The sequence below is a fragment of the Mesorhizobium sp. M2A.F.Ca.ET.037.01.1.1 genome, from assembly GCF_003998075.1.
Lineage (GTDB): Bacteria > Pseudomonadota > Alphaproteobacteria > Rhizobiales > Rhizobiaceae > Mesorhizobium.
In genome coordinates this window covers 1-5,471 of sequence record NZ_RZSA01000404.1, presented here as the reverse complement: position 1 = coordinate 5,471, position 5,471 = coordinate 1, and the positions used below count along the sequence as shown (strand labels likewise).

Sequence of the window (5,471 nt, the reverse complement as noted above, 5' to 3'; positions counted from 1 at the left end):
TCCTTTCGCTGCTCGGCAGCGCCTTCATCCATCTCGCTTGGCTGGGTCTGGTTGGGCCCAACCTGTGGTGGGCTCTCGCTCTCTCCGTGGTCTACGCCATTGGCGTGTTCCGATACGTATAGAGGGGGAAACAGTCGGAGCGGCCGCGTGCTGGCGGCCACTCCGGATCACACTTCAAAACCTAAGACTGGAGGAGACACATGCGACGGCAATTTCTTACATCGACGACCGCCCTTGTCCTATTGCTGGGGGCGGGCCACGCCTATGCCGGGATGGACGAGGCAAAAAGCTTTCTTGACAAGGAGATAGGCGACCTGTCGACGCTTTCGCGCGCCGATCAGGAAAAGGAAATGCAGTGGTTCATCGACGCCGCCAAGCCGTTTGCCGGCATGGAGATCAAGGTGGTGTCGGAAACCATCGCCACCCATTCCTATGAATCACAGGTGCTGGCGCCCGCTTTCTCGGCCATCACCGGCATCAAGGTCACGCACGACACGATCCAGGAAGGCGACGTCGTCGAGAAGATCCAGACCCAGATGCAGACGGGACAGAACCTCTATGACGGCTGGGTCAACGACTCCGATCTGATCGGCACGCACTGGCGCTACCAGCAGGTGCGCAACCTGACCGACTGGATGGCAGGCGACGGCAAGGATGTTACCAACCCGAACCTCGACCTGAAGGACTTCATCGGCACGTCGTTCACGACGGCGCCCGACAAGAAGCTCTACCAGCTGCCCGACCAGCAGTTCGCGAACCTCTACTGGTTCCGCTACGACTGGTTCAACGACGAGAAGAACAAGGCCGATTTCAAGGCCAAGTACGGTTACGACCTCGGCGTGCCGGTCAACTGGTCGGCCTATGAGGACATCGCCGAGTTCTTCACCGGCCGCGAGATCGACGGCAAGAAGGTCTATGGCCACATGGACTACGGCAAGAAGGACCCGTCGCTCGGCTGGCGGTTCACCGATGCCTGGCTCTCCATGGCCGGCAACGGCGACAAGGGCATTCCGAACGGCCTGCCGGTCGACGAATGGGGCATCAAGGTCGACGAGAATTCGCGCCCGGTCGGTTCCTGCACCGCGCGCGGCGGCGACACGAATGGACCGGCGGCGGTCTACTCGATCCAGAAATATCTCGACTGGCTGAAGGCCTATGCTCCGGCCGAAGCGCAGGGCATGACCTTCTCCGAATCCGGCCCGGTTCCGGCCCAGGGCGCGGTTGCCCAACAGATCTTCTGGTACACGGCCTTCACCGCTTCGATGGTCGACGCCGGCGCCAAGGCGGTGATGAACGACGACGGCACGCCGAAATGGCGCATGGCGCCGTCGCCGCATGGCGTCTACTGGAAAGATGGCATGAAGCTCGGCTACCAGGACGTGGGTTCCTGGACGCTGATGAAGTCGACGCCGACCGACCGCGCCAAGGCCGCCTGGCTTTATGCGCAGTTCGTCACCTCGAAGACCGTCGACGTGAAGAAGAGCCATGTCGGCCTGACCTTCATCCGCGAGAGCACGATTCACGACAAGAGCTTCACGGAGCGCGCTCCGAAGCTCGGCGGCCTGATCGAGTTCTACCGTTCGCCGGCCCGCGTCCAGTGGTCGCCGACCGGTACCAACGTGCCTGACTATCCGAAGCTGGCGCAGCTCTGGTGGCAGGCGATCGGCGATGCATCGTCGGGCGCCAAGACCGCGCAGGAAGCGATGGACTCGCTCTGCGCCGAGCAGGAAAAGGTCATGAGCCGCATCGAGAAGTCGGGCGTCCAGGGCGATATTGGCCCGAAGATGGCCGAAGAGCACGACCTCGCCTATTGGAACGCGGATGCGGTCAAGAAGGGCAATCTCGCGCCACAGTTGAAGATCGAGAACGAGAAGGAAAAGCCGATCACCATCAACTACGACGAGCTGGTGAAGAGCTGGCAGAAGTAACTGCATGACGTGGGCGCGTTCGCCCGCGTAAGAAATGCAGGGGAGGCGGCTTGGCCGTCTCCCCTGTTGCATGAGTAGTGGAGGGAATGGAATGAGCGGTTTTGTGCTGGCGATCGACCAGGGAACGACCTCGACCCGGGCGATCCTGTTCGACGACAAGATGAAAGTCGCAGGCACCGGCCAGCAGGAATTCGCGCAGCATTATCCGGCCTCCGGCTGGGTCGAGCATGATCCGGAAGATATCTGGGCAAGCGTTCTCGCCACGGTGAAGTCGGCGCTTAAGTCCGCCGGACGTACCGCTTCGGATGTGGCCGCGATCGGCATCACCAACCAGCGCGAGACGGTCGTGATCTGGGATAAGGCGACCGGCGAGCCGATCCACAATGCCATTGTCTGGCAGGACCGCCGCACGGCGCCGCTCTGCCAGAAGTTGAAGAAGCAGGGGCTTGAGAAAAAATTCTCGAAGAAGACCGGGCTGCTGCTCGATCCCTATTTCTCCGGCACCAAGATCGCCTGGATGCTGGACAAGGTGAAAGGAGCCAGGAAGCGCGCAGAGAAGGGTGAATTGCTTGCCGGCACGATCGACAGTTTCCTGATCTGGCGGCTGACGGGCGGCAAGGTGCACGCGACCGACGCGACAAACGCCTCGCGCACGCTGGTCTACAACATCGAGAAGAATGCCTGGGACGAAGAGCTGCTCTCGATCCTGAACATACCGGCAGAGATCCTGCCTGACGTGAAGGACTGCGCCGACGACTTTGGCCTCACCGAGAAGAGCCTTTTCGGCGCCGAGATGCGCATCCTCGGCGTTGCCGGCGACCAGCACGCGGCGACCATCGGCCAGGCCTGTTTCGAGCCGGGCATGATGAAATCCACCTACGGCACCGGCTGCTTCGCGCTGCTCAACACCGGTGCCGACCTTGTGCGCTCCAGAAACCGGCTTCTGACCACGATCGCCTACCGGTTGAACGGCAAGACCACCTATGCGCTGGAAGGTTCGATCTTCATCGCGGGCGCCGCCGTGCAGTGGCTGCGCGACGGCATCAAGGTGATCGGCAAGGCCGAGCAGAGCGGTGCGCTCGCGGCGACCGCCGATCCGGCGCAACAAGTCTATCTGGTTCCGGCCTTTGTCGGCCTTGGCGCGCCGCATTGGGACGCGGAGGCGCGCGGCGCCATCTTCGGCCTGACGCGCAATTCAGGCCCGGCAGAGTTCGCGCGCGCCGCGCTCGAATCGGTCGCGTTCCAGACGCGCGACCTGCTCGATGCCATGCGCAAGGACTGGAAAGGCGCTTCCGCCAAGACGGTGCTTCGTGTCGACGGCGGCATGGTGGCGTCCGACTGGACCATGCAGCGGCTGGCCGACATTCTCGACGCGCCGGTCGACCGTCCGACGATCCTGGAGACGACCGCCCTGGGCGCGGCGTGGCTTGCCGGGTCGAAGGCAGGCGTGTGGCCGAAGGCAAACGAATTCGCGAAGAGCTGGGCGTTGGAACGGCGCTTCAAGCCGGAGATGGATGCGGCTGCGCGCGGGGCGAAGCTCGCCGGATGGCGCGATGCGGTGCGCAGGACGCTGAGCACGCAGTAACGATTACTGGACCGGGGGGAGAATGCAACCGGATTGGTATCCCGCTTGGCGCGATGAGGCCTTTGAACAGCTCACCGCCAAGAACGCACGCCTGGAGCAGGACTTCCGCCTCGGCCACTGGACGCGCTACAACTACGACCTGGCGGCCGGAAAGCTGATTTTCTCTGACAAAGCGGGCACCACCGTTATCTCGGAAATCCAGATTGCGGGCTCTACCAGCGCCAAGGCGGGCAATTGGCTCTGGGCTTGGGCCAATTCGAATTTACCGGGCGAACTTCTCGGCGACGCGAAGCTGGTGCGGGCGTTCGGGGAGAAAAAGGGCGTGGACGACCTGGCCCAGGCCTATGTGGACGATACGAGCGGCGATTTGGATGCGCTCGGCTGGGAATTGACGGCAGCGATGGTTCGGGTTTGCAACGCGCTTGGAGCTTATCGCTCCTCGCGGGGGGAGGGCGGCGCTCTCTATCTGGTCTTCAAGACCATACGATGGGCGAACTGATACAGCACAGCGAGGGAGCCTGCGCCTCTCGAGGCGCGGGCTCTGTCAACCACCAGAATATGTGCTTTCGCAATTCCGGACGGAAAGCCGCTACGCACTTTTCCTGGAATTGTATTGGTGCGGACTGGAGGCCGTCAGTAGGGCGACACGCACTGCCGTCGCGGGCCGCTGTTGGGCTGGAATGTGTTGTCCGAGGCGCGATACGAACGGTAGCGGTCATAGCACCACTGCACATGCGCATCGCCGCGGTAGACGCGGTTGTTCTCGCTGTTGACGATGGCGCCGGTGATCAGCGCGCCGGTGGCGAAAGCAGCAAGCGGAAACCAATAGTCGCCATGACGGCGATAGCCGTGGCGATATTCACGATAGCCGCGATGGCCGTTCCAGTAGACAGCGTCACCACGACGCGAGAAATCCCGGTTGAAGCCGCGGTGCCTTCTCCAATCCCGATACTGCACGGTCTGGACATCCAACAGGGCCTGGGGTTGCGGCACATAAGCTGGCTGAGCGTTGACCGGCACCATCTCCGCCGCGATGAACGACGCCGAGAGAGCGGTTGCCAGCAGGCCCGATGCGATCTTGTTCATTACTCTTCTCCTCGAGGTTGATCGACGTCCCTGCTGCGAAACGGGTCCGGGTTGCAAATTGTTCCCCTTTCAATCTCAACCAGTTGTTGTGGAGCTTCCTGAGGCAATGCGGACCCGGATCATTGGCGCAGGCATCGAAAGCCGCTCGCAAACAACCTCTCGGCGTCCGTTCGAAACCGTTCAAAAATCCGCCTTGGACGCCCGTCTTTTTCCGGTTGACCGGTCGCGGCACTCTCCCTATGTTCCGCGCAATTTCGAGGGCGGCGTTTCGAGCCCGCGGGAGCGCGTAGCTCAGCCGGTAGAGCAACTGACTTTTAATCAGTAGGTCATGGGTTCGAATCCCATCGCGCTCACCAAAAAAAATAAACACAATCAATAGTTTAACACGGTCGATCATCGCGTTGATGTTCGATCATTGGCTGCAGGGTAACTATGTGGGTAACGGGAACTGCCTTAGGGTGCTCTGGATCAGAAACACCATGAGGAAGGTCACGATGGTCGTGCCGGTGTTGATGACTAACTGCCAGGTCTCGGAGAACCGCAGCACGGGACCGTCAGCGCCCATGCGACAACCGTCGCAACGCACAACGCGAAGGCCCATGGCCTGCCTGTCGCCTTCGCAACACCACCAGCGAACCGGGTGAACCGGCGCTCGATCTTGCCACCCTGCTGATCCACGGAGGAATTACCCGGCCGTTATCGCGCTGCTCCTGTCTCGTGTCTGTCGAGACTCTCGCAATTCCAACGCGCGCCGGAACGCAACTGCGCTCACATCGCATTTATGCCTTGATGGTCCGTTCGAACCAATGATGACTTTAGCCTGGGCTAGCGTAAGTCCGTGCTTCCCGGCAAACTCAGCCGGATCGTAAGCG

Annotated in this window: 5 protein-coding genes, 1 tRNA gene and 1 pseudogene; 5 read left to right on the top strand and 2 right to left on the bottom strand. The window is 61.6% G+C overall.

The genetic code is table 11. The features are described 5' to 3' along the window. The 4 genes from EOA27_RS19845 to EOA27_RS19830 all read left to right on the top strand — a co-directional run. A partial coding sequence (locus EOA27_RS19845; protein WP_245491123.1) for a DUF2160 family membrane protein occupies positions 1-122 on the top strand: 122 nt, incomplete at its 5' end. A 78-nt stretch (positions 123-200) separates the two neighbouring features. After that, positions 201-1,928: an ABC transporter substrate-binding protein gene (locus EOA27_RS19840; RefSeq protein ID WP_126082599.1), complete on the top strand. Its 1,728-nt coding sequence runs from the start codon at positions 201-203 to the stop codon at positions 1,926-1,928. A 91-nt stretch (positions 1,929-2,019) separates the two neighbouring features. Further along, positions 2,020-3,513, top strand: coding sequence for a glycerol kinase GlpK (gene glpK / locus EOA27_RS19835; protein WP_127249445.1), 1,494 nt, complete (start codon positions 2,020-2,022; stop codon positions 3,511-3,513). 22 nt (positions 3,514-3,535) lie between these two features. After that, the gene (locus EOA27_RS19830) at positions 3,536-4,012 is read left to right on the top strand and encodes a DUF6882 domain-containing protein (RefSeq protein ID WP_126082601.1); all 477 of its coding nucleotides are present in this window, start codon (positions 3,536-3,538) and stop codon (positions 4,010-4,012) included. 134 nt (positions 4,013-4,146) lie between these two features. Here the strand turns inward: EOA27_RS19830 and EOA27_RS19825 are convergent, their stop codons facing one another. Beyond that, the gene (locus tag EOA27_RS19825; protein WP_126082602.1) at positions 4,147-4,599 is read right to left on the bottom strand and encodes a BA14K family protein; all 453 of its coding nucleotides are present in this window, start codon (positions 4,597-4,599) and stop codon (positions 4,147-4,149) included. A 280-nt stretch (positions 4,600-4,879) separates the two neighbouring features. Here EOA27_RS19825 and EOA27_RS19820 point away from each other — a divergent pair. Continuing rightward, positions 4,880-4,955: transfer RNA gene (locus EOA27_RS19820), tRNA-Lys, on the top strand. A 101-nt stretch (positions 4,956-5,056) separates the two neighbouring features. Here EOA27_RS19820 and EOA27_RS19815 read toward each other — a convergent pair. Then, a pseudogene (locus tag EOA27_RS19815) lies at positions 5,057-5,256 on the bottom strand (low affinity iron permease family protein); the annotation flags it as partial. Positions 5,257-5,471: the final 215 nt, after the last annotated feature.